Source organism: Vibrio sp. 1069, assembly GCF_033340555.1.
On sequence record NZ_JAWOWP010000001.1, the window covers coordinates 524,957 to 549,874 of the forward strand.

Consider the following 24,918-nt stretch of genomic DNA (forward strand, 5'->3'; position numbering starts at 1 on the left):
GACATTTATAAAAAATAGTCAACAGTAAAAATCATTTATAAAATACAGTTATTGATGCCGTCCGCAATCTATAAATATTTATGAATAATTATCCTAAAGTTATTTTCAGTTGTGTCGGTATCAATGTGCTGTTTTCTAACGTCATTTGTATATATGTTATCTTGGATAAAACCATAATAACAAAAAGGACTTAATGAGCGCGACCGATTATTAATTGACAGGATGCTCATTAATTGTAATCAATTCAAATTTATTATCACGCCAAGTAATCAAATCTCTTATAATGCGGACGTTAATATCGAGTAAGCCTTCTTTATATGCAGTACGATCCGAAAAATTCAATCAAAATTGCGCTCGCTGATATCGGCGTTGGTATGTTTGTTACCGCGATAGAGCACAACAAGCGCGTCAATTTAGCCAATGCAGGGCGGATATCTAGCCCTGAAGGCATTAAGAAGCTTGCTACAAGTGGCGTAAAGTATGTTTGGGTAGATCAAACATTATCTTCGCAGCAGTGTGTCTTCAAGCCTGTAGATGAATCAACTGGTGCCACTAAAGAGACGCGAGAGCAGAAACACTCCGATTTTAAGAGGGGTCAACGAGCTTATCGTTCGAGAGACATTCAACACAAGCGAGCCAAAAAGCTGATCGCCGAAGCAAAAGATTTGGCGCAAAAACTATTGAATCAAACTTTTGAAGGAAAAATCATAGAAGTTGATGAAGTAGAAGCTTGGGCTGACGATGTCATTGAAAGTGTTTTTATTGACTCAGATGCGTTGCAGTGTGTCTCTGCACTCCGAAAAAAAGACTCTTATTTATTGGAACACTCCGTCAATGTCGCTTGTCTTTTAGTGTCATTCGGTAAGTACTTGGGCTTGGATAAGCCAACGCTAAAACAGCTTGCTGTAGGTGGCATTATTCATGATGTAGGTAAAATTAAAGTCGATGATAAGATCTTGCACAAGCCAGCGAAGCTAACGCCTGAAGAATTTGAACATATGAAGCTACATCAAGTGTTCGCAGGTGAGATTATCCTTCACGTAAAAGGGCTTAGTGACGTAAGCCGTGATGTTTGTTTGATGCACCACGAGAAGTTAGATGGCAATGGTTATCCTAGAGGCTTGAAGGGGGAGGAGATTCCAATTCACGGCCGTATGAGCTGTATTGTAGATATCTACGATGCGCTAACGGCTGATCGCTGTTACAAAAAAGGCATGAGTTCTGCCGAAGCGTTTAAAATCTTGTTGAGTCTAACGCCATTTCATTTAGACGCCGACTTAGTTTACAAATTCATTAATTGCATTGGGATGTACCCCGTCGGCTCCATTGTCGAGTTGAACGATGGGCGTGTTGGTATTGTTTGGTCTTCAAATGAATCTCAAGCATTAAAGCCAGAAGTGAAATGTTTCTACTCCCGCAAGTATAAACGATACATTGATGTCACGATGGTGGATTTAAAAACGAGTGCGTACAAAATTGAAAGAGCGATCGCGCCTTCATCGTTAGAGATCGATCCTAAGCCTTTTTATGATTAAGAGAAATAGATAAGCTTATACAACAGGCTTTACATCCTTGCATGTAGATCGTATTTTATTTGCATAACTATCTATTAATTTTTTCTAAGTTATTTAGATGCAAGATGGTTATTAAGACCTCGGCTTCATGGATAGAAACCGGGCGATAAAATAGTTCTATACACAATGGGCTATAAACCTCATTTTTCTGGAAAGGATGCCAATGCAAATAGATACATGGATTTTTTACACTCTTGCCATTCTCGTGCTCACTGCTTCACCAGGACCAAGCTCACTGTTGTGTTTGAGTAAAGGAGTGAGTAGTGGGTTTCGTATTGCTTTCATGACTGCACTTGGCAGTTTGTCTGCGATTACGATCATCCTTACGCTCTCATTTACCGGGTTGGGAGTTGTCATTGCTTCATCTGAGTTAGTTTTTAATATTATCAAATGGTGTGGTGCCGCTTACTTAATCTGGTTAGGTATTCAAGCGTTGCGCTCATCTCAGACAGATTTTAATAAAACGGCAACGACTCAAAGTTCCGCGACAGCGTTTAGCGCGTTCACTAGTGGTTTCATTGTTGGCGCTAGTAATCCCAAAGCGATAGTCTTTTTCACCGCTTTGTTTCCTCAATTCATAGAACCTTCCGCACCGCTACTGTCTCAATTCGCGATTTTCGCGTCTACATTTGTGGTTTTTGAGCTTAGCTGGCTAACATTTTATGCATTGTTAGGGGTAAAAGCCTCCGATTGGTTGTTTGTCGCTGGAAGGGCGAAGTTGTTCAATCGTTTGACTGGTGGAGTATTTATTGGTGCAGGCGTGATGTTGTCGACGGCAAACCGATAAATAAGACAGATTTCGGTACGCAGTTAGGTTTTCCCATATAGTAAGTTGGAATGCGCTAATTTAGCTTTGTCTTATTTCCAGAATGGAAATAGACGTTTTGTTTATTTTCATTAGTGGCAACAGCCAAGCAGGAGTAAAATCACGTTACTCTTTAGGGGTAGAGCTCGTATTTTGTCTTGTGGGCTTGTGGTTACTTTGTAGGAATATCTTAGATGACAAGCCTTTCTAAACTACAACAACGTTTTCTAGATATCGCGACCGACGTCCGTCTTTCTCCAAAACAGAAGTCGAGTTTTTTAGCTTTAGAGGCGGAAGCGTGCATTCCTTACATGACCGTATCTCCATCACTGAGACAAGCAATGGATGAAGGCATCATCTGCGATATGTTTGAAGGTCATGCACCGTTTAAACCTCGCTATGTGTTGCCTGATTACGCTAAATTTCTATCGCAAGGCTCAGACTATTTAGAGTTGTCTCCGGCTGATGATTTCGATGCTGCGTTGAATATGCTTACCATCATTTACCATCATGTTCCTTCGGTAACGAACATTCCGGTTTACTTAGGTCAGTTAGATGATGTCTTGTTGCCTTACATAGGCGACCTAACAGAGAGCCAGATTTACAAAAAGTTAAAACATTTTTGGATCATGCTGGATCGCACATTGCCAGATGCGTTTATGCATGTGAATGTCGGACCGACAGACAACATTATTTGTCGCACTGTTTTAAAAGTAGATGCGGAGCTCAAGCAGATCGCACCGAATCTCACCTTTATGTACGACGAGACAGTTACACCTGATGATTTACTTCGTCAAGCGACACAGAACATTTGTGAATGCAGTAAACCGCATATCGCCAATTACCCAATGCACGCGAAAGCCTACAACGGCTCACGCTTTGGTATTGTAAGTTGCTACAACTCGCTTCCATTAGCAGGTGGCTCGAACACATTGGTGCGAATGAATTTAAAAGAAGTTGCAAAACGAGCATCAGACTGTAACGACTTCTTAAACAGTGCGTTGCCTTCTTACCATCGATTAATGGTCGAGCTCATAAACGCAAGAAGCACGCACTTGCATGAAAAATCGAACTTCTTTCAAGGCTTTTTGACGCAAGAAGGGTTGATAAAAGAGTCCTATTTCGCGCCAATGTATGGCGTTTACGGCATGGCCGAAGCGGTAAACCTTCTATTTGAAAAAGAAGGGCAAATAGGGCGATACGGAAAAAATGATCGAGCAAATACTTTTGCTCATGATGTTTCAGCAACACTGGCTAAACTGGTGGACTCAACCCCGGTGAAATATGGTTTAGATGGCAAAGCGCTCTTACATGCACAAGGCGGCATTAGCTTAGATCATGATGTTACGCCAGGTGTACGTCTGCCTTATGGTGCAGAGCCAGACCCTGTCACTTATGTACAAGCAACGGCGAAGCATCATCAGTATTATCGTGCGGGTATCAGCGATATTTTGACGATTGATGAAACGGTGAAATCTAACCCAGAAGCGATGTTCAATTTATGTAAAGGGGCACTAAATGCTGGTTATCGTGAGTTTACCGCGAATGTCACTTCAAATGACTTAATTCGCGTGACAGGCTACATGATCAAACTTTCAGACGTCGCGAAATATGATGAAGAAGGTTCGAGAACCAACACGACGTTTCTAGGTGCAGAAGCAGCAAAAAATACCAAAATTTTAGAACGCTCACCACGTGTGGTGAGTCATGAAGTAACACCGACTTACACGCAGGCATAAGTTCGGTTTAGGAAAGAACAAGATGTCTAGACGAAGTGGAAGCCTTTTGGCAAAAGTCACTCGTATCCTTCCTTTCTCTTGTGTTGATGGGCCAGGAAATCGTCTAGTCATCTTTCTACAGGGTTGTAACTATCAGTGTTTGAACTGCCACAATCCTCACACGATAAACCATTGTAATCATTGTGGTGAGTGTGTGAGTGAATGTTCAGCAGGCGCATTGAAGTTCGACGAAAACAACAACGTTGTTTGGCTTAAAGAGGAGTGCACCCACTGCGATCATTGTATAGAGATATGTCAGAACCAATCTAATCCAAAAATTACTGACTACTCTGTAGTAACAATGCTCGATTTGATACGCAAGCATCGCTTTTTCATCAGTGGTGTTACAGTATCCGGTGGGGAATCTACCTTACAACTTCCTTTCATTATTGAGCTGTTTAAAGGGATAAAACAAGATCCTGAATTACGGCACCTCTCTTGTTTCATCGACAGTAACGGTTCTTTAGCGGTTGCTGGTTGGCAGCGTATTCTACCTTTTCTGGATGGCGCAATGATCGATTTGAAAGCGTGGCAGACGGAGACGCATCAGTGGCTAACTGGGCGTGATAATCATCGTGTATTTAAAACCCTTCAATACCTAGTTGAACACGAAAAATTGTACGAGGTCCGCTTACTGCATATTCCCCAAAAAAGTGATTTAGATATAGAAATCGTAGCAATTGGACGTTACTTGAGTACTCTTCCTGAATCGGTGCTTATCCGTTTAAATGCCTTTCAGCATCACGGAGTAATGGGGGAGGCATTAACTTGGGATATGTGCTCTCATCATGATATCGAACGCTTAAAATCAGAGCTTCGATGCTACGTGAGTAACCCTATCACCGTGCCGACAGTACTCACGTAGTACTGTTGTTTATCTATGCTTACGCATCACAGGCATCTAACATGGCGCAAGCGTCGAGTAATTGTTGCTGTAACCATTTTAAAGCGGGATCGTTTAAGCTCGCTTTGTTCCAAACGAGGCTGTAGGCTACTTGCCCGTAATCGAATGGAAGAGCTTGTTCAACCAAACCTTTTGCTTGCATTGCCGCTCTTGCCCAAAGCTTGGAGCATGTGAACAAGTAATCCGAGTGCTGACACATCACCGCAGCTGAACCAAAGTCGGCTACACGCATGGCCAAGTTTCGCTTTGAATGCCTTTGGGTGAGATTTTGCTCAAAATAAGGTTGTGACAGATCTTTATCATGAATACCGATGTGTCTTGCACAAAGGTAACTTTCAACAGATAAGGGTTGCTCAGCGAGTGGGTTCGATGCTCTCATTAAGCAAACCATTTCGTCTTTCAAAATGGTTTTCCAGACCAAGTCTTTATTTTGTGTGGGTGGTTGGCTGAGATCGTGAGGAAGCAACAAAAAATCCACTTGACCTCTTGCTAATGCATCGAAGCTCATTTCCTCTTTCGCATGGACATTCAAGTGCGCGTGGTTACTCAGTTGTTGGGACAAGTGCTGTAGAACTGGCGCAAAGAGCTCAAACGAACTTTCACGCATTGCTAATGAAAAACTACCTTGATAGTAAGCCGGGTTAAAAGAGCCTTGATGTAATAACCCATTCATACTGGAGAGTATGCCATGGATTGATGGGCCTATATGCAGCGCAAATGCTGTCGGCACTAAGCGAGTGCCATCACGGTAAAAAAGGTCATCCTTTAGCGTTTCGCGCAACTGTCCGAGCGTTTTACTGACGCTCGATGGTGTTACACACAAGCGTTCTGCCGCAAGTGTGACGCTGTGAGTGGTTAACAACATATGTAAAACAGTTAGATGTTTAAGGCTTATACGCGAAAGAGCAATGTAGTCCATAAATAGCATGGTTTCTTATGATTTTTGGCAGTATATCAGCATGAAACAAATTTTTACTATTGTTTATCTCGGAAATACGCCTGTTTCTCTTTGAGCTCAATGCATTTAATGGGTTGCATAAGGATTGATGGTGCTTATAAGTCTAGAAATTTATCTTAGTTTTGTTGGACTTTAATGCTTTCATTTATTCAATTCTAAAGCTTCTATGTAATTTTAATCAGTTTGGAGGAGTTGATTGATTTGTACACGAATTAAACTTGTTCCTTGTTAATTAAAATAGATATTGTTTTGTTGATTGTTTGGTGATTTACTCATGATCCCTCAGTAACAAAGGTATAAATAATTAATGGACGACCCCTTTAGTCGACAAAACCCTTCACCATATGTCTTCTTATTATTGGAGACATGCTCATGCTAGAACTTTTTATGCAACCAGAAGCTTGGGCTATTTTCGCCACTTTGTTTGCGCTTGAAGTTGTCTTAGGCGTTGATAACGTCGTTTTTATCTCTGTCTTATGTGAAAGACTGCCGCTGCACCAACGTAAGCTGGCAAGAAACCTTGGTATTGGTCTTGCTGTTATTGCTCGTATTGGTTTAGTGTTTTCAATCTCTTGGATCATGCAATTGACTCAACCGCTATTTTCTTTGGCGAACCAAGCGTTTACCGGAAGAGACGTCATCATGATTGCGGGTGGTGCATTCCTCTTGGCTAAAAGCCTGAAAGAGTTGTGGAGTTGGTTAAATCACAACGAGTCTGCTCACTCAACTCACGCCCGTACTGGTTTAGCGGTAGTTCTGTTGCAGATTGTTGCCGTGGATGCTGTATTCTCGATGGACTCGGTGATAACCGCCGTTGGTTTGACAAGTGATGTCCCACTTATGGTCGCAGCGATTGTTTCTTCTGCTATCGTGATGGTCATGACAGCAGAAAAAATCAATAACCTGGTGTCGTGTTACCCTGGTTTTAAGACACTTGCTTTGTTATTCCTCGTTTTGTTAGGTGGTTTATTGATGGCAGAAGGCTTCGAAATTCATATCAACAAAGGTTATGTGTACTTTGCGATGGCATTCGGCTTAATTCTGGAACTTTGTCATATCCAGTTAAAAAACAAACAACGCCCGACTATTAAACGTCTTAGTCCGTTGCGAGTTCATCCAACGAGATTAGAAGCTCGTCAATAATAAAAGATATTGCCGCTCATATGAGCGGCATTTTTATATTCGTCATCACCTATTTTTGCTCTCTTTTTATTTTGTTGTCGTTTCGACAAAAAATCGCATTTGTTGTGAGGTTGAAGATTTTTTATATAGACCGCCCAACTAATATGAGTGAACGACAATAATGGATAAAATGATCGATGCGTTAGCAACCCATGGCTACTATATCTGGGATGATTTTCTTTCTGAACAAGAAGTGGCTCAATTACGAGACTGCATTCCAAGTAACTGGAAAAAAGCGCGTATTGGTCGTAATGACGATGTGACTCGTATTGAGTCAATTCGAAGTGACAAAATTCAATGGTTATCGCCCAATATGGGGCACGCGGTTACTTCTTACTTAGATAAGATGGAAGAAATACGCCAAGAAGTGAACCGTCACTTGTTTCTAGGACTTTTTGAGTATGAAGCTCACTTTGCCAAGTACGAGGAAGGGGATTTCTACCAAAAGCATCTAGATTGTTTTAAGGGCAATGAAAACCGTCGATTGACAACCGTTTTTTACATGAACGAATCTTGGACGGAAAAGGATGCAGGTGAATTGGTGGTTTACGATCTAAATGATAATAAGATAGCAACCATCCCTCCTCAATCGGGACGCTTACTTTTATTCTTATCTGAGCAATTCCCGCATGAGGTTTTACCGACCAATGCTGAGCGTTTCAGTATTGCAGGTTGGTTCAGAATCAATGGTGTGCGAGACAATGTACTTGATATTGCAAAATGATTGGTTTGCAACCTGCACAAAATCAGCAAAGGGCGTAGATACGCCCTTTATCGATTAAACATTAGTTGATAGCTCGTAACACTCGGTCATGTTTCGCTCTAGCACTGCATAGACGTCAGAACAAAGTTCTTGTTTAGCGACTTGCTCGCCCATAATCGCGGCGATTTGTGCTTGAGCCATTCGTCCTCGGTAGGGACGGTCCTGAGACAGAGCTTGAAAAACATCGGCAACCGCGACAATACGTGATGGTACATCGAGTTCGTCTCCTGTTTTATGATAAGGATAGCCAGAACCGTCCAAACGCTCGTGATGATTAGAGGCCCACTCCGCTATTTTAGCGTTGGGAAACACTTTGTGTAATGCGAGCTGAGTATCAATTGTATGGCGTTTAATACGCGTATACTCTTGTTTATTAAGAGAGCCTTCTTTATGAAGAATCTCATCTGGTGTTTTTAACTTTCCGATATCATGCACCAACCCAGCAATAAATAACATCTCTTGGTCGTGCTCACAGAACCCAAGCTTGATGGCTAGATACCGAGATAACTCCGCCACTTTTTGCGAATGTTGATAAGTAAATGGGCTTTTTGCGTCAACAATTCGAGCGATAAACATGCCCAAACTATTCATATCTTGGATGGTGAGCTGTTTTTGAAGCCAATCAATGCTTTTAAAGTTTAATCCGATGGTTTCTATATTTTCAGACTCCATCGCGAACCAAAATGCGTCGGTCATAACGAGCTTAACCATTGCCTTAGCCATGTCTGGATTAAACAAAGTTCCAGCGTTTGCCATGATGCATTCTGCAATTAGTTCTTCATGAAGTGTGACAATGTCACAGTGGCAGTTCATGACGTATTTGGAACGCATAAAATCGAGACGATCGGCTAAATAGAGTAGGGCAGCGACCTCTTTTTCAAAAGGCGGTAAATCAAGATATTTTAGTTCACTCCAATGTGTATGGTGGTAAAGAACAGGTGTCGCAAACTGACGCAACAAACGACACTGCTTGAGGCTTCGGTATCCTCTTAAGCAATGTGTTTTTACATCTTGTGGCACCAACTCCTCAAGTAACATTTTATGTTCTTGTGTTTCGGAGACCCCACAATCGTGGATCATCCCTGCGAAGTAGCAAAACTCCGCTTTTTCTGGTTCCCAGTTCATGACCCGAGCACATTGGTAAGCGATGTAAGCGACACGGTGGCTATGGTGCGTATCATCAACACCTACATAGTCGAGTGCTCGAGCAACCCAGATAAGTGCTTGTTTCAGATCGACTTCAAAGCCCATGTCCGTATGGGAATGGCAAGAATGATTCATGGTTTATACCGACATTGCTAATTAGCCCACGCTAAACCCAAATCAGAAGGTGATAGGAAAAATTGGGTACGACAGCGAATAGACCCCAAAAAGGTGGGCGTTTAGACATAGTTTTGATTATGGGCGGGATAATAATCCTAGTTGCATAATAATATCACCTGAAGCTCATGGTTAAGAGTCAGATATTTGAACTAAGTATAAGTTTTGAAAGATTATTGTTGCTCTTGTTGACTTATTTGAAAACGACAATAAATCATGATGTAACGCATTCTTATTTTTATTTTTGTAAATCGTGTTCGGGCTCAACCAGAGACACACGGTATTGATGTGTGATTAACAGAATTTATATTGTTGTTCTTGAAGGCAAAAAATAAGAAGACCTCTTCGAGGCTTGCTCTGTAACTAACAGAGTATTAGGTAAAGCAGCTTGTTAACAACATGACAATAGAGCGTCGTTGAAAATATTTTCTCTGTAGCTCATGTTGTTGAGGAAAGATAATAAAATGGTACGGCTTCCCAGCGATGTTAGCCTTTTGGGTGAGATAAGTTTATTGAAAATGTGTGATTGCAAAGTAAGCATAGGTGGTAAAAGTAGCTAGAATGATAGCTCTAAATGAAAAGGATTTCGTATGTTGAAGCATCGTTTATATCGGACTTACACCGCAGGGTTAAAAATAGCAGCCCTTATCCTTCCTATGCCGAGACCAACCTTGTTTTCCGGCCCTGGTTCGATGAATGAGCTATTAGAATCGATGACCGAGCTGGGATTTAAACGCGTTTTGTTAGTTACCGACGAAGGGTTAGTCCAAGTCGGTATTGTAGATAAGGTGCTTGAGGCTGCAGCAAAACTCGATTTACAGTTAGATGTTTTCTCGCAAGTTAAGCCCGATCCTACCTATGATCAGGTAGAGAGCGGTCTAGAGGCTTATCATCGTTTTCATTGTGAGGGCATATTAGCTTTGGGTGGCGGCTCTGCAATGGATTGTGCAAAAGTCATCGCTGCGAAAGTTACCAATAAACGGCCAATAAAAAAATTAGCTGGACTATTGAAGGTATGGCGAATGCCAGCGCCGCTTTTTGCTATTCCAACAACGGCTGGAACCGGAAGTGAAGTTACTATCGCTGCGGTCGTGTCAGATCCCTCCTCACACATTAAAACCCCTTTAATGGATCCAAAGTTGGTGCCACTAATGGCAGCTTTAGATGCGAATTTAATGATTGGTTTACCTCCTAAGATCACGGCTGATACTGGCGTTGATGCATTAACCCATGCTATTGAGGCCTATGTATCGAAAAACGCTACTCAAGAAACGATGGCTTATTCGGTTGCCGCTATTAAACTCATTTTTAAATATCTTCCTAGGGCTGTGATGCAAGGGGATGATGTCGAAGCTCGTCATAAAATGGCTATGGCATCCTATTACGCGGGTTTAGCATTTACCAAAGCGAGTTTGGGTTATGTTCATGCCTTTGCTCACACATTCGGTGCGAGATATGGAATACCTCATGGTATGGCAAACGGATTAGCCTTGTTGCCTGTGCTGCGCTTTTCATTATCAGAGATTGAGCCTCAACTAAGAAAGCTCGATGAGTTGACGGCCGAGGGGCAGTTAGGTAACGCAAGTGCTCAGCATTTTTTGGCGAATCTGGAGTCCTTGTTTTCAACTATTGATATTGAGCAAACCAGTGCGCTCATTCAACGTGAAGATGCTGATGCGCTTGTTGATTTAATTCTGAAAGAGGCGCACTGGAATTACCCTGTTCCCAAGTTCATGAACAGGGAAGAATGCACACAGTTATTGTTAAATATCAGTAAGGTGTAAATTATAGTTTACATGTGTGGTTTTTTATCCTTACACTTTGCTTGATCTTCTGCTAAAGATCCTACAATATCGACGGCAATACAAATATGGTGTTGGTTTCGGTCCGCCGTTGCCCGATCTAATACTGATAATTTCTAATAAAGTGTAAAGATTAATATACAATGAGTCGTTCTAAAGTATTCGGTAGTACGCTAATTATTGCGGGCACTACAATAGGCGCTGGTATGCTAGCGCTTCCACTTGCCTCTGCCGGCATTGGTTTTTCAACTTCTATTATCATCATGCTAGGCTTATGGGCTCTGATGGCTTTCACTGCCTTGCTTATGCTTGAGCTTCATCAACATGCGGAGAGTAGTGCTACACTTCATACTTTGGCGAAACAGATCCTAGGTCAAAAAGGCAAGTGGGTGGCAAGTTTTGCGATGTTGTTTCTTTTCTACTCATTATGTGCAGCGTATATCGCTGGCGGTGGTGCTCAGTTCGGAGACCGCCTTGCACAATGGTTTGACCTCGATATTTCAGGGCCTACATCAACGATAATCTTTACCTTGATTGTGACTTTAGTTGTGACAGTGGGTACCGGTACGGTCGATAAAGTAAACCGAGTTCTGTTCGCGATGAAGCTCATTGCGATGGTTGCGGTGCTTTCTTTTCTTGCTCCAAACGTTACGGAATCTTACTTGTTAAGTATGCCAATCGAACAAGGCCTTGTTGTAGCGGCGATTCCGGTGATCTTTACTTCGTTTGGTTTCCACGGAAGTATACCTGCAATTGTGAATTACTTAGACGGTGACACTTCTTCTTTACGCAAAGCCGTTATTATTGGTTCGACGATTCCACTCGTTATTTATATCTTTTGGCAAATCGTGACGTTGGGTGTGGTTAGCCAAAGTACGCTTGTTGAGAACGGAGGGTTGAGCGCACTGATTGGTCAACTATCTCAGACAGTACACCAATCAAATTTGGGTAGCATTGTTGGTGTGTTTGCTGACTTGGCATTGTTGACATCGTTCCTTGGCGTGAGTTTGGGTCTATTCGAATTTTTGGGTGATACCATCAAAGGAAGTAACGATAAGCCTAATCGTTTGATTGCGGCACTAGTGACGTTTACTCCACCGCTAGGCTTCGCACTTTTCTATCCTCAAGGCTTTATTATGGCTTTGGGCTATGCAGCGATTGCCTTAGCGATTTTAGCCATCTTTTTGCCTTTGGTTATGGTGATCAAGGTTCGTAAATCGGATGATTTTACTGGGGAGTACCGCGTCGCAGGTGGTCAAGGTGCGTTAGTGATAACGGGCATCGCTGGCACTGGCATCGTATTCGCTCAGGTGTTAATTACGCTGGGTGTTCTTCCTGCTCTAGGCTAGTTGTTTAGAACGTTCTTTGAATAACTTCTAGTTACTGAATCCATCGTAATCAATCAGTATTGTTAGGCCAACGAGTTTCGCTCGTTGGCTTTTTTAATCTGGATCAAATTACCGTAAGATATCCGGTGAAAAAATTGGTAGAAATGTGCTTTTATTTCGTACACTTAAGTTGTGGTATATCGATAATTTAAGTGGAGAAAACCGCTCAAAATACCATTGAATTTGCAACACAATGAGCTTTTCTTGTTTCTCTGCTTTGGTGTGGAGGTGAAGCATGGCGCACCGGAGTTTTTACCCGTTTGCAAAACCGCTTAACGAGCAACTGCAAACGCTAAAAGGCAGGATGCAGGCGCACTTGCCATGTATTGATAGGGTGTCATTTGCAAAATATCACCCAGACCAAGATGTGCTCAAATCATTTGCAGAAAGTGAGTTCGACACTTGGTGTCTAGCCCATCACGAATCAGCATTCCGTAAACTCCACCACCTCAATATTGCCTCTAAAAACGCGGTTCCTCGTATCGTCGAAGACCTTCATGATATTAATCACTGTCCTCGGGTTCAAATTTTACTCAAACACGGATATCAGTCGTCGGCTGCTATTCCTTGTTATGACAATAAAGCTTTTACTGGTTTTGTATTTTTGAACTCCACTCAACGTGATGCGTTTAGTTTAGAAGCGCTGAATGGTCTTAAACCTTATTTCGAAATGATTCGATTTGCGGTTGAATCAGAAACTCAAGTAGTCAATGCGATAGAAACGCTAGCGAACCGAATGCAATGTATGATGCCAGGCTATTCACCTGAGTATTACGCGCATACCAAACGCATGAAGTACTACAGTCAAATTATCGCAACGCAGTTAGCGGATCGTTATCACCTGAATGACGAAATGGTCGAAGATATTGGTATTTTTGCTCAGTTCCATGCGCTCGGTGATAGTCAGCTGCCAGTTGAAATTGCTAGCCGCCGAACAAATTACTCTCAAGAACAAGAGGCGATATTGATTCAACATATTGAGCGTTGTATCGATTCAGCGGATGACATAGTTGCCCGTATCGGAAATCCGGTTCACCCGAGTGTGACTTTGTTTTTGCAGATGATTATTTATCAGTACGAAAATTTAAATGGCACTGGTTATCCTTATGGTTTAACCAATGATGATATACCAATAGTCGCCCAAATTACGGCTGCCGCGAATGCCTTTGATTTTATGACAACGCACCATCCGTATAGACAAGCGTGGTCCATCCCATACGCATTGTTAGAACTTGAAAAATGGGTATATCAGGGGTGGTTATCTCGAGAATGTGTTGATGCTCTGCGAGAGCATCAAGGTTATATAAAGCAAATCATCCACAAATATCCCGAGCACTATACAGGCTTGGGGTTAATGTGAAGAGCAGTAACAAAGTTGAAATGTTGACGAGGAGGAATATTTAAACAATACTGTTTTTATATACAGTAATAAGTTTGGAGGTGAAGTATGTTGTGGGAAACCCTTGAAAGAGTAAACCGCTTACGCCAACAAGCACTTGCAAATCCTGAGTTTGTTGAGTCAGCAAAAGAGCACGAACAAGCACTTCAGGAGCAAGAATACCATTATCAAACTAAGAAAAAGCGTTCAGCCAAAGACAAACAAGGTAAAAAGTCGCTGGCCGATATCTATAAAGAAGTAGAGTTTGGCGCTGACGCTCGTCATTAATGTATTCACTGCGGCATTTTTCATTTCTTCATACGCTGCAGTATTCGTTCAAATTTATGCGAGAGCAGTGGGAGACCGCTGCTCTCGTTGACCTGCCTATAATTTACTAATGAAGTTCAGCAGAGCAAATTATCACTAACACTTAGCAATTCTCTCAATGATCTTGTTGATGTAATGATAATGACAACGGTTTGCATTTGTATCTTTGTTGTTATATAAAACCTCCCTTATTAATCGTTCTGTTGAATAAGAACGGCAAACGTGATCAACGAATGAGAGCTCTGAATAACTGTTATTCGTAAATGGCTATTAGGTGAAGTAGGGATGTTGGAAGCTAAAGCACTCCAGTTTGAGATTGAAGGCAAGTCATTGCTAAAAGCGTTTGATGTGACATTTGAACCCGGAAAAACATACGCTCTTGTTGGACACAATGGTTCAGGAAAATCCACATTGTTAAAGTTGCTGGCACAGCAACAGCCATACACCGCTGGTGACGTGGTTCTGCATGGAACGAGCATTAACGATCTCTCAGCGAAAAAATTCGCCCAACACATTGCCTACTTGCCTCAGCATCTTCCAGTGACCGACAGTATTTTAGGTCGAGATTTAGTCGGTTTTGGTCGTTATCCATGGCATGGTTTACTTGGACGTTTGAGTAAGAAAGATCACGACATTGTTGAAGAAGCAATGGCGATGACAGGCACACTAAAATACGCAGATCGCTTAGTGGACACGTTATCTGGAGGAGAGCGTCAACGTGTGTGGCTAGCTATGCTGTTAGCCCAAAAAACCGAGTATTTGCTTCTTGATGAGCCTTTGTCTGCGCTAGATATCAGCCATCAAGTCGATATGTTGAAGCTTATCTCTAAACTCAGTCAAGAACTGGGTTTGGGCGTTATTATCGTATTACACGACATCAACTTGGCTGCACGATTTTGCGACTACATCGTTGCATTACATCAAGGTGATTTGATTGCACAAGGCAATGTTGAACAGGTGTTTACTGAACCTAAGTTGAGGGACATATATGGGATAGAGATGATGATCTCTAACCACCCTGCGGGTTATCCGGTGGCGATGCCAAGCTAAAGGTTGGAATAATGAGCAGTACAAACACTCGACTTAAACATTTCTCTTTCGCTCTCTCACTTAGTGCGCTTTTGGTCAGTTCTTTTCAAGCACTAGCTGACGCACCACCTCGGGTGATGTCGGTTGATTGGACACAAACTGAAACGATGTTGGCGTTAGGGGTTGTGCCCGTAGGCGTCGCTCAAGGGCAAGATTACGATGCTTGGGTAAAATCGCCACCGTTACCACCTCAAACGAAGGATGTAGGGTTAAGAACTCAACCCAATATAGAGCGTATTTACGAGCTCAGACCTGACCGTATTTTTATTGCCCCGTACTTCTCCTCAATGAAGCATCGTTTAGTCGATATTGCCCCCGTTACCACGATTGACTTATATGAAAGCGGGATCACAGATTGGTCGGTACTTACTCGTTTCACTCGGAGGTTTGGTGAAGAGCTGGGAAGAGAAGCGGAAGCAGAGGCGCTTATCCAACAATATGAAAAACGTTTCTCTTTATTAAAACAGCGCATAAACAAAGACCAGCCGCCGCTTTTAATGATTCAGTTTATGGATACGAAGCACGTTCGTGTTTTTGGTCAAAATAGTCTTTACTCTCAGGCTATCGAAAAGATTGGGCTGAGTAATGCATGGAATGAAAAGACGAATAGCTGGGGCTTCAGCCTAGTTGGCATCGACAAGTTAGCTGGCATAAAAGCTCAAATTGTTATCGTAGAGCCATTACCTTACGGTGGAGCGGAGCAGCTCTCTCAAGACCCATTTTGGCAATATGTTGTTCAACAATCTGGTGAAAAGGTCATGCAAGTCGCACCCGTTTGGAGTTTTGGTTCTATGCCTTCAGCTCTCCGTTTCGCAGAGTTAGTTACGGCGAGTAAGGTCGAGGAGTTAACACAATGAAAACGATGCCTATAAGCTTTGTGGTGTTACTTTCGGCATTTACCTTTTCTATTGGTGCTTTCCAATTGTACCAAGTAAGCTCATTTTCGTTGGCTCTAATCAGTTTATGGGAGCCTAACTTTCAATCTATCGATTCTGTTTTACTTCACTTTAGCTGGTGGCCTCGAGTCTTCACCACGATTATATCTGGTGCTGGATTAGCGGTTGCTGGGGTATTGATGCAGCAAGTGCTGCGTAACCCTCTCGCTTCACCCACGACACTTGGTGTGGCGAGCGGTTCAAGTTTTGCTTTGATGTTAGCAACGCTATTCGCACCTTGGATGTTGGATATCGCGCCTAATTTGGTTGCTCTCATCGGCGGTGTGATATCGATGGGGTTGGTGATGCTGTTGTCATGGCGACGAGCGTTATCTCCAACGGTTGTCGTCGTTTCTGGGTTAGTGATAAACCTGTACTTTGCATCATTAAGTACGGTTATTCTGATGATGAATACCGAAAAGCTGAATGGGTTAATGATATGGGGAGCCGGTTCGCTTGTTCAGAGTGGATGGGGAGATTTCTCGTATCTTGCCCCTCGAATCGCACTTGCTACGGTCGTTGCATTTGTGATTACAAAGCCGTTAAGTCTGTTGGAACTCTCCGAGCAAGGTGCCAAGAGTTTAGGTGTCTCGCTAGCTAAGTTGCGTTTTGTCTGTCTTGGGCTTGCGGTGTTAATCACTTCTTGGGTGGTTTCTGCCGTAGGAATCATCGGTTTCATCGGGTTAGCGGCGCCAGCGATTACTCGATTGATAGGTATCAATAAAGTCCAGCATAAGCTTTGGGTATCAATGCTAATTGGTGCCATGTTATTGACTTTAACCGATTTGGTTATTCAGCAACTGCCAGGGCTAATGGCGAGTTTTATACCAACGGGAGCAGCAACGGCTGCATTGGGCGCTCCGTTACTGTTATGGCTGTTACCTCGTTTATCACAAAAGACGCAGAGCCATACTCAAACAGTGTTAACTCGACACCGTCAACATGTTTACAAGCTAAACCCTAAAGCGATCTCATTGGCGTTGATCGGCACGTTAATTTCTGTTGTTCTTTTTGCCACGGTTGCTGTGCAAAATGAAGGGTGGACAAACTTATTTGCTAGCCAAAATTGGATTTTTTTGGTATGGCGCGCACCTAGATTATTTGCAGCAGCAATTGCGGGGGCAATGTTAGCGATTGCTGGAACCATGATTCAACGCCTAAGTGGAAACCCAATGGCAAGTCCTGAAGTGATCGGTATCAGTTCAGGGACAGCGATGGGATTCATCATCGCGATGTTTACTGGGTTTGGTTCGTCAATTTTCACTCTTTCTCTAGGCGGGCTCGTAGGCGCATTAGCGACGGTATTAGTCATTGTGCTGCTAAACCGTAAGTCAGGCTTTCAGCCGGAGCGTATTTTGTTGACTGGTATTGCAATAACCGCACTGATGAATGCAATACAGAGCTTTATTCTAGCCACTGGTGACCCAAGAAGTTATCAAGCATTGGCTTGGTTGTCTGGGTCTACCTACTATGTCTCGGTTGAAACGTTACTCCCATTGTCTTTATCTGCGCTTGTCTTTATAGGGTTGAGTTTTCTCTGCGTAAGATGGCTAGATATTCTTCCTGTCGGTGCCGCTTCCTCTAAAGCACTTGGAATTCGAGTTGATCGTTCACGCGCAATACTGCTTCTTTTAGTTGCTTGTCTCACGGTCAGTGCGACATTGGTTGTTGGCCCGATTAGCTTTGTTGGGTTGTTGGCTCCGCATTTAGCTCGCTTATTTGGTTTTAACAAAGCGTCACAACACATGTTATGCGCCGCGATACTGGGGGCAGGGGTGATGTTGTTGGCTGATTGGTTGGGACGACAGATCCTTTACCCGCAAGAAATACCAACAGGGCTTATGGCGTCTCTCATTGGCGGTTTGTATTTAATGTGGGGTTTACGCCGCTTATAGAAATGAGCTAAGCCTCAACCAAGAAAGTACTTATACAAATAAGCACTCGTAGTGGCATTCGTAACCTATGCGAGTGCTTTATGCAAAACCTCTGGTTTGTCTTTTACGGAAACAACTGGCGATGCCGTAACTCGCTTTTCTTTCAGCGGTCGCTGAAGTCATGAAGGGTTGGTTTGGCTGCCGACAAAAAGGAGAGAATATGACTCGGCAGTTTATGCTGACACCAACGTCGATGGCGGTTGTATTAGCTGTATCAACGCCAAATGTCTTGGCTCAGGAAGATGAAAATATAGTTGTGATTGGACAGCAGCAAGACAGTGCAGTTGGTCCAGATTTTAGTTATCTCGGAGCGAAGAGTCGGGCAGCGACGAAAACTGATATTGCTATCAATGAGACTCCAAGAGCGGTGTCTGTTGTTACGCGAGAGCAAATGGATGATCGTGCCTCTATTAGCATTTCTGACGCACTACAGTACACACCAAGCATTCAAACTAATTATTTCGGCGAAGATAACAAGCAAGATTGGTTTATTATTCGTGGTTTTAAACAGGCGAACAGTGGGTTGTATCAAGATGGTACCCGTTTATATTCTTCTGGCTTCTATAGTTGGCAAATAGATCCGTTTGCGTTAGAGAGGGTTGAAGTTTTACGTGGTGCAGCGTCTGTTCTTTATGGGCAAAACCCTCCTGGTGGGGTCATCAATGTTGTCAGTAAGCGACCTCAATTTGATGGGGGGTCAGGACTTGTATCTTTGGAGTACGGTTCTGAAGACCGTAAACAACTTTCTCTTGACGTAAACTCTGAGGTGAGTGAGCAGCTAGCTTTCCGCTTTCAAGGGTTAGCGAGAAAAAATGGGACGAGAATTAGTGGGGTAGAAGCAGAGCGCATTCTTCTCTCTCCATCGATGACGTACAAATTTAATGAGACGTCTGAAATTACCTTTCTAACGAGCTATCAAAAAGACGACTCAGATCCTTATCTGCAATTTTTGCCAGTTGAAGGAACGTTAACGCCAAACAAAAATGGAAAGTTCAGTGATAGTTTAGCGATAGGCAATCCTAACTGGGAGACGTTTGAGCGTGAGCAGGTGTCTTTAGGCTATGAGTTTTCTCATGCATTTAATGATACCACTTCATTTGTTCAAGCAGCTCGTTACAGCGAAATGGATGTTAAGCTAAGACAAATGTATTCGTACGTTTACTCGGCTGACGTGCCTGCGTTGGGGCCGGCTTTGGACCCATCAAATGAACGCAAAACCATACTTCGGGGTGCTTCAACAGAAGATGGGTCATCTGATGCTTTTAATATCGATAATCGTTTGATGCACCAAGTAAATTGGCGAAGTGTTGAGCATAACTTGATGTTGGGGATAGATTTTCAAATGATCAGTATCGATGGTAAAGATTTTGCCAATGACCCTATAGTTGCTAATGGTAATGCATTATTAAACACACCAATGGGAGCTTTGCCCGATCCTAGGTTTAATGTATTTAATCCTACTTATTCGGATAACATAATGTTACTCGATCCGAATACGCTACAACCATTGAGCGAAACCGATAAGCAAAGAACGAAAATCGATAATCAGCAGCTCGGCGTCTACTTTCAAGATCATATGCTGATCAACGATAAATGGGCGATGTTATTGGGCGCACGTTACGACGATACAAGTAATGAAGTACATAATGTTACCACGGGTGCTCGCACGAAAGTCGATAATGGAGAGTGGACGTTTAGCGTGGGAACGGCTTATATTTCTGATTCTGGCTTCACGCCATACTTTAGTTACTCTCAGTACTTTGATCCAATTATTCAAGAAGACAGCAATGGTAAGCCAGCGAAGCCTGAAAGCGGTGATCAATTTGAAATCGGTATGAAATACCAACCGGATTCATTTGATGGTTATTTCAATATTGCAACGTATCGGGCAACAAAAGAAAACTTGGCTCGTATCTACTTGAGTGAATTAACGCAAATAGGAAAAATAGAAAATAACGGCGTTGAGTTTGAAGCTGTAGCTAATGTGACACCATCCTTAACATTGATCGGGAACATTGCGTACGTTGATGCAGAGATAAAAGAAGACATCAATAAGGCATGGGTTGGCAAAACACCTTCCCAAGTGGCGAATACCGTATCATCAGCTTGGGCACAATATCGTTTCTTTGATGGACCTCTTGATGGCTTTGCTGTTGGCTTGGGCGCGCGCTATACAGGTGAGTCATACGGAGACAACGAAGAGAGACTAAAAGTACCAAGTTATTTCTTAATGGATGCGACGGTCAGTTATCGAATCGGCGATTACAAGCTACAAGTCGCAGCTAAAAACATCGCGGATAAAAAGTACATAGCGACATGTGATGGCTTTTGTTGGTATGGCGACCGACAAAATGTTATTGCAAGTTTAACTTACGACTGGTGAGTTAACGTATAAATAAACACCCCTCACTTTAGGGGTGTTTATTTAGAAATCGGCTTTACGGACAAAGTGCGGGTTTTTGTACTTTTTCTGCGGGCCAAACGATGATACGACAAGTTTGTTCCATAATGTTTTGTCAAACTCACCCTTTGGAATCGAAGGGTAGAGGGTTTCCTCTTCTTCTCTTGCAAAGTTCATATATTGTTTCTTTTTAATTTGATTGTACTTTTTGGCGATCTGGTTATGTTTTCTTACCCACTCCAGCTTGTAATTGTGGAGCACTTTTTCACCTTCTTCGAGAGCCATTCGAGATAGGAACAGTCGCTTGTATGAGACCTTTCTGTCCAGCATTGTGCGCATAACGGTTTGGATATATTTACCGTGATGCGTAATGGTAATGTCGTTTTCATCAATAGGAGTGACACACCAGCCTTTAGGTAAAAAGTCTGGCTTCTTAAATTGCTTATTACGTTCCATTAGCGCCTGATGTAAAACTAAATCAGAGGTGCCGCGGAACGTCTTTTGCCATTTACCGATACGAATTTGAATCGAACCAGGCAAGCGATAGATGTTAGTAAACTTATCTTTGTCCATGGACTTGTGTCATGAGATTAATGTGCATAATTAGAAAGCGGAATTCAGTCCAATGCCACAGGCAGTAGACTTAAGTACCGTACGATTTTACAACGACCTTGCGCGATATAGCGAGGGGTTATGTCAATAATAGGTAAGAAATAGAAAATTAGTTCACATTATGAAGAAATTGGAAGCTAACAGGTTAAATTTTGAAGTTACACCAATTATGCCCATGCCGACTAAATAAAAAGAAGGCACGGGCATAAAATCACACCGCTTCTTCGAGTTGCTTGGTGTCTTCTTCAATCTGTTGTAGATGTCGGTTTGCTTGCTGTAACTGATACATTTGGGCATAGCGACCATTTTGCGTTAAGAGTGCTTTGTGTGTGCCTTTCTCGACTAACTCCCCATGATGAAGAACAATGATTTGGTCTGCATCTAGGATAGTTGAAAGCCGATGAGCAATAACAACGAGCGTCATGTCTTGTCTGAGTACCGCCAAGCTCTTTTGGATTAAAGCCTCTGTTCCTGAGTCAATATTTGCGGTTGCTTCATCCAATATCAATATCTTAGGTTTTACCACAAGCACACGTGCTAACGCCAAAAGCTGTTTCTGACCCGCAGATAAATTAGTTTCGCCTTGACCTAACTGCGTGTCTAGCCCGTTAGGGTAACGATGAATTTGTTCTGCCAAACCAACCTTGTCTAACGCATCCCATATTTGATTGTCATCAACTGCCCGACTGAGAGAGATGTTTTCTCTGACTGAAGCAGGGAGAATATGTGGATCTTGTTGAACCATTGCCACATCTTTGCGAAGTACGTCTTTCCCTAATGTTTTAAGTGGACGACCACCTATGAGCAGTTCACCACATTGCGTTGGATAAAAGCCCATTAACAGTGACGCTAATGTGCTTTTACCGCTTCCTGTATGCCCGACAAGCGCGATAAAGTCTTGGTGGTTGGCCTTCAACGAAATGTCTTTTAGGACGTCCTGTTTACCATCGTAGCTAAATGTGAGGTCTTTAAGTTCGATAGCACCTGACCTTAATGGTTGATGATCGCCCCCGTAAGTTTGTTCTTTCGCATCAATCAATTCAAAAACACGTTCGCTTGATACTAACGCCTGCTGAAGTAGAGCAAGTTGCTGAGTCATCTCAATTAGTGGTTCAGTAACTCGCGCAAGATAACTGATAAATGCATACAGTATCCCCACACCAATCAACTCAATACCATTAAAACCAAAGATCGCAACCAAGCAAAGCAACGCAAGACCAGCGAGTAAGTCCATTAATGGTCTTAGCAGATAGCCGTTTAGCCGAATCACTCGTTTAGATGCCACCAGATGCTCTGCGGTTAGCTCGTTGAACTGTTTATTAAAACGCTCTTCTTGTTGCATTAATTGAATGACACTCATCCCTTGAATGGGTTCACTCAGATTCGCATTTATATCGGTCAATAGGTCACGCATCTTTCGGTAGCTTTCTGTACTTAGCTGCTTAAACAAGTACATAAAGCCGATGACGATCGGCAGCAATACAAGCACAACGAGTGTGAGCTTCCAGCTCATGAAAAACATAACGCCAAGCATTACGACAATCATGACCACGTTTTTCACCACGGTCGCGATCAAAAGCTCATAAAATTGCTGTAAAGATTCCGTATCGTTGGTGATTCGCGACACCAATTTTCCAGCAGGAGTGTAATCAAACGCAGATAACGGCTGCTTAATCACGCCAGAAAATACTTGCTTACGAATCGCTTTGATCGTGTTAGCCGCGACAATGCTAAATTGCAATGACTGAAAATACTGGAATGTTGCCGATACGATCTGAAGAGCGATATAACCTACTGCTAGCGAAATCAGAACACTTTGTGAATAGTCACCTTTAGCGATGTGCTCATCAATGAAATATTGAATCAACCAAGGGCCGCCGGCGCTAGCTAACGCTGCAATAAACAGCAAGGCGAGTCCTTTAATCATTGGCTTTGGTTGAGATAATGGGTAAGACATTAACCGTTTAAACGTGCTGGTCTGGTTCATTCATTATTCCTCCATCGCCTGCTCTAGTTTCTGATACTCGAACATCTCGGCGTACCAGCCTTTATGCGCTAATAACGCGCTATGTTGCCCACGTTCAGTAATGTGTCCGTGATTCAATACAATGATCTCGTCTGCTGCTTCCAAAGCGGTGAGGCGGTGCGCAATAACGATTAGGGCCTGATTACGGTAGTATGTTTCCAAATTCTTAAGGATTTGATGTTCGGTCCGTCCATCAACAGCGGAAAGTGCATCGTCCAAAACCAACACTTGGGCATTCATCAGCATAGCGCGTGCTATCGCAATACGTTGTTTTTGCCCGCCGGAGAGTGTAATGCCTTTTTCACCAACTTCTGTTTGATAGCCTTCAGGAAACTTTTCAATATCGTCATGTATACAGGCTAACTTTGCTGCTCTATAGACTTCTTCTTTCTCTGCATTAGGGTTGCCTAAGGCAATATTTTCGAAGATAGATTTGGAGAATAGAAACGGACTTTGGTTAACGACAGCAAAACGGTTGCGCCACTGCGGTAGTAGGGCATCCTTGATCTCGACATCCCCGAATTTAATTGAGCCGTTTTCTAAATCATGTTGACGCAAAAGTAGTGTTAACAGGGTCGATTTTCCGCTTCCTACCGGCCCTGCAACTCCCAACATTTTTCCGGGTTCCAGTTCGATGTTTACTTCCGTCAAAGCGGGCGGTAAATCACTAGACCAATGGAAATCGTCGATATCAATTTTTAACGGAAGTGGTTTATTTTCTATTGGCTTATTGCCACTGATAATTTCTGGCTTTTCATCAAAGATCTCTTGTAATCGGTTCCATGCAGCAGAGCCTCTTTCTAAAATGTTAAATAGGAATGCGAATGCCAGCATCGGCCATATCATCAACCCTAAATACATCGTAAATGCGGTCAGATCACCAAGCGTGATCTCACCTTTATCAACAAGGTAAGCACCAGCAGCGACACTAAGAAGGAAAGAAAGACCGATGGTTAACTGAATTGCCGGGTCAAATCTAGCATCGACTCTTGCGACAGCGATGTTCTTTTCGCCAGTATCATCCACAACCTCTTCAAAACGTTGCTGCTCTTGGTTTTCTAATCCGAAAGCACGCAGCATTCGCACGCCATTAAGTGACTCTTGTGTCATGTCTGACATGGTAGAAAAGGCTTCCTGAGCGACACGAAAGCGTTGATGTAGGATACGCACAATAAAGAAGATGATGATGGCAAGAAATGGCATTGGAAGAAGCGCCATTACGGTGAGCTTCCAGCTTACTTGCGTTACCATAATGATTAAAACCGCAATACCAGTGATCAAAGAGTCTGCGGCGGTTAAAACCCCTTCGCCGGCTGTCATAACGATATTACGCACATCATTAGTGCCACGAGCCATCAGATCCCCCGTCTTGTAACGTTCAAAAAAACGAGGTGGCTGTGTCGATAAATGCCTATATAGACGGTTACGTAGAATGGTCCCGAGCTCCCAGCTTGCGCCGAAAAGCCAAATTCGCCATAAGATGCGACACCCATAAATGGTAAAGATCAGTACAGTTAACCCTGAGAGCCATAGAATCAGCGTATTTGTATCTAAAGTGTTGTCTACGACGCCATCAACGATGATGCCAACTGCTTTGGGCGGAACAAGCTGTAGTGCTGATATCACAGCGAAAAGCAGAATGGAGCCGACATAGTGCCTCCACTTTTGTTGGAAATACCAACGTAGCTGCCAGAATATTCTCATTACGCCTCCCGCTTTAAATTATTGAATTTGTTATAGAA

Annotated in this window: 19 protein-coding genes; 14 read left to right on the plus strand and 5 right to left on the minus strand. The window is 42.8% G+C overall.

What is annotated here, in order from left to right; translation table 11 throughout:
- The first annotated feature begins 317 nt into the window (after positions 1–317).
- The 4 genes from R7040_RS02290 (at position 318) to R7040_RS02305 (ending at position 5,022) form a co-directional block, all read left to right on the plus strand.
- Positions 318–1,535, plus strand: a complete 1,218-nt coding sequence (locus R7040_RS02290; protein WP_258470153.1) for an HD-GYP domain-containing protein — start codon at positions 318–320, stop codon at positions 1,533–1,535.
- Positions 1,536–1,737: 202 nt separating this feature from the next.
- On the plus strand, positions 1,738–2,361 hold the full coding sequence (locus R7040_RS02295) for a LysE family translocator (protein ID WP_017634019.1): 624 nt from the start codon (positions 1,738–1,740) through the stop codon (positions 2,359–2,361).
- A 212-nt stretch (positions 2,362–2,573) separates the two neighbouring features.
- On the plus strand, positions 2,574–4,118 hold the full coding sequence (locus tag R7040_RS02300; protein WP_258470152.1) for a YjjI family glycine radical enzyme: 1,545 nt from the start codon (positions 2,574–2,576) through the stop codon (positions 4,116–4,118).
- Positions 4,119–4,140: 22 nt separating this feature from the next.
- Positions 4,141–5,022, plus strand: a complete 882-nt coding sequence (locus R7040_RS02305; protein ID WP_239938422.1) for a YjjW family glycine radical enzyme activase — start codon at positions 4,141–4,143, stop codon at positions 5,020–5,022.
- Positions 5,023–5,041: 19 nt separating this feature from the next.
- Here the strand turns inward: R7040_RS02305 and R7040_RS02310 are convergent, their stop codons facing one another.
- On the minus strand, positions 5,042–5,980 hold the full coding sequence (locus R7040_RS02310) for a LysR family transcriptional regulator (RefSeq protein WP_005377737.1): 939 nt from the start codon (positions 5,978–5,980) through the stop codon (positions 5,042–5,044).
- A gap of 411 nt (positions 5,981–6,391) precedes the next feature.
- Between R7040_RS02310 and R7040_RS02315 the strand changes: the two genes are divergently transcribed.
- Positions 6,392–7,162, plus strand: a complete 771-nt coding sequence (locus R7040_RS02315) for a TerC family protein (RefSeq protein WP_005377734.1) — start codon at positions 6,392–6,394, stop codon at positions 7,160–7,162.
- Positions 7,163–7,322: 160 nt separating this feature from the next.
- Positions 7,323–7,925 carry a 2OG-Fe(II) oxygenase gene (locus R7040_RS02320; protein WP_005377733.1) on the plus strand — a complete coding sequence of 201 codons (603 nt, stop codon included), beginning with the start codon at positions 7,323–7,325 and terminating at the stop codon, positions 7,923–7,925.
- A gap of 54 nt (positions 7,926–7,979) precedes the next feature.
- Here R7040_RS02320 and R7040_RS02325 read toward each other — a convergent pair whose 3' ends face one another.
- Positions 7,980–9,245: an HD domain-containing phosphohydrolase gene (locus tag R7040_RS02325; RefSeq protein WP_025766702.1), complete on the minus strand. Its 1,266-nt coding sequence runs from the start codon at positions 9,243–9,245 to the stop codon at positions 7,980–7,982.
- Positions 9,246–9,874: 629 nt separating this feature from the next.
- Here R7040_RS02325 and R7040_RS02330 point away from each other — a divergent pair.
- The 8 genes from R7040_RS02330 to R7040_RS02365 all read left to right on the plus strand — a co-directional run bounded on the left by R7040_RS02330 (position 9,875) and on the right by R7040_RS02365 (position 20,520).
- The gene (locus tag R7040_RS02330) at positions 9,875–11,068 is read left to right on the plus strand and encodes an iron-containing alcohol dehydrogenase (protein ID WP_206959201.1); all 1,194 of its coding nucleotides are present in this window, start codon (positions 9,875–9,877) and stop codon (positions 11,066–11,068) included.
- 161 nt (positions 11,069–11,229) lie between these two features.
- On the plus strand, positions 11,230–12,435 hold the full coding sequence (locus tag R7040_RS02335) for an aromatic amino acid transport family protein (protein WP_033905238.1): 1,206 nt from the start codon (positions 11,230–11,232) through the stop codon (positions 12,433–12,435).
- Positions 12,436–12,709: 274 nt separating this feature from the next.
- Positions 12,710–13,834, plus strand: a complete 1,125-nt coding sequence (locus R7040_RS02340) for an HD-GYP domain-containing protein (protein ID WP_115385952.1) — start codon at positions 12,710–12,712, stop codon at positions 13,832–13,834.
- Between the two features lie 87 nt (positions 13,835–13,921).
- Entirely contained in the window at positions 13,922–14,140 is a 219-nt protein-coding gene (locus tag R7040_RS02345; protein WP_005377723.1) for a hypothetical protein, read from the plus strand.
- A gap of 324 nt (positions 14,141–14,464) precedes the next feature.
- Positions 14,465–15,229, plus strand: a complete 765-nt coding sequence (locus R7040_RS02350) for an ABC transporter ATP-binding protein (protein WP_318081198.1) — start codon at positions 14,465–14,467, stop codon at positions 15,227–15,229.
- Between the two features lie 11 nt (positions 15,230–15,240).
- The gene (locus R7040_RS02355; protein WP_206949532.1) at positions 15,241–16,125 is read left to right on the plus strand and encodes an iron-siderophore ABC transporter substrate-binding protein; all 885 of its coding nucleotides are present in this window, start codon (positions 15,241–15,243) and stop codon (positions 16,123–16,125) included.
- Entirely contained in the window at positions 16,122–18,098 is a 1,977-nt protein-coding gene (gene fhuB, locus R7040_RS02360; protein ID WP_318095333.1) for a Fe(3+)-hydroxamate ABC transporter permease FhuB, read from the plus strand. Before R7040_RS02355 ends, fhuB begins: the two co-directional genes overlap by 4 nt.
- 199 nt (positions 18,099–18,297) lie before the next feature.
- Positions 18,298–20,520 carry a TonB-dependent siderophore receptor gene (locus R7040_RS02365; RefSeq protein ID WP_318081200.1) on the plus strand — a complete coding sequence of 741 codons (2,223 nt, stop codon included), beginning with the start codon at positions 18,298–18,300 and terminating at the stop codon, positions 20,518–20,520.
- A 42-nt stretch (positions 20,521–20,562) separates the two neighbouring features.
- Here the strand turns inward: R7040_RS02365 and R7040_RS02370 are convergent, their stop codons facing one another.
- The 3 genes from R7040_RS02370 to R7040_RS02380 all read right to left on the minus strand — a co-directional run bounded on the left by R7040_RS02370 (position 20,563) and on the right by R7040_RS02380 (position 24,880).
- A complete protein-coding gene (locus R7040_RS02370; RefSeq protein ID WP_085569861.1) occupies positions 20,563–21,111 on the minus strand; it encodes a hypothetical protein in 549 nt (182 codons plus the stop codon).
- A gap of 250 nt (positions 21,112–21,361) precedes the next feature.
- Positions 21,362–23,137, minus strand: a complete 1,776-nt coding sequence (locus tag R7040_RS02375; protein ID WP_318081201.1) for an ABC transporter transmembrane domain-containing protein — start codon at positions 23,135–23,137, stop codon at positions 21,362–21,364.
- Positions 23,138–23,140: 3 nt separating this feature from the next.
- The gene (locus R7040_RS02380; RefSeq protein ID WP_262635344.1) at positions 23,141–24,880 is read right to left on the minus strand and encodes an ABC transporter transmembrane domain-containing protein; all 1,740 of its coding nucleotides are present in this window, start codon (positions 24,878–24,880) and stop codon (positions 23,141–23,143) included.
- Between the last annotated feature and the right edge of the window lie 38 nt (positions 24,881–24,918).